The 978-nt window shown below is 59.8% G+C and carries 1 protein-coding gene; it reads right to left on the bottom strand.

The features are described from left to right. A partial coding sequence (pglZ, locus tag KDH83_RS30820) for a BREX-3 system phosphatase PglZ (protein WP_212322857.1) occupies positions 1–978 on the bottom strand: 978 nt, incomplete at both ends.

Here is a 978-nt window from a genome sequence, read left to right as displayed (position 1 = left end):
CCTTGTGGAGCCGCTCATCCACCTCATCGATGACCAGGCCCACCACCTTCGGGCGCCGGTCGATCAACTCCGCTTCCAGTGCGTCGAGCTGGCTGGCTTGACGCAGTGCGCGTCGATACATCACCTCATTTGCATTGACGCCTTCGTTCTGCCAGAACGTCCTCCACAAGGATTCCTCTTTGTCCGTGCGGTCGATGGAATCCTCGACCTCACGCGGCTTCAGGCCAGAGAATAGCGCCTGGCGTGATACCGATGTCACCGTCGGCAGCCATGCAAACGCGGTGCCTTCGTCAAACGCGAAGCGCTTTGTGGTGGCGATCAACCGCTCGCGGATTTGCACCCACTGGTCGAAAGCCAGGCCGTCGAAGACCAGCAAAGCCAGCTTGGTTTCCCCAGCGGATCGCCGATGACGCAAAAAGCGCGGCACGTGGTGCACCATCACCGGACCTTTGGTCACCGGCTGCAGGATCAGGTCGGCGTAGTGCTTGGCAGCGACCCATGCCTGGAGCCGTTCATCAGACAGCGCCTGCAAAGCCTTGATGCGTTCACGAATCACCGGCAGGGGATCGCTACCTTCGGTGCCAGGCAGACCATGCGAGCGGGCCAGTATTTCACCGTAACGCTTGGGGAACTCGCTCCAGTCTTTGTGCGAAGACGCTATCGCTGGCGTTGCCTCTACCAGACTATCAATGCCTCTGAGCACCAATGCCTGCAATGCAGCCGGGTCCTGGATGACACCGGCCTTGATCCAGCTCGGCATCGCCACAGGAACACTGTGAACCGCCAGCGGATGCAAGCTGCCGTCGAGAAACATGGAATCGATCAGTACCTGTACATCGGAGTGATCGAACGGAATCTCAATCTTGGCGATGTAGTCTGGTGATGGCGGCTCTCCTGTACGGGTGCCATCCAGTCCCAGGGTCGCCAGGTAGCGATACCACGCATCCTGTACCACGCGCAGCAGCGCACTCTTGGAAG

Origin of the sequence: Achromobacter sp. Marseille-Q0513 (genome assembly GCF_018195695.1) — a bacterium.
GTDB lineage: Bacteria > Pseudomonadota > Gammaproteobacteria > Burkholderiales > Burkholderiaceae_B > Achromobacter.
This window is presented reverse-complemented; position numbering and strand designations above follow the sequence as displayed.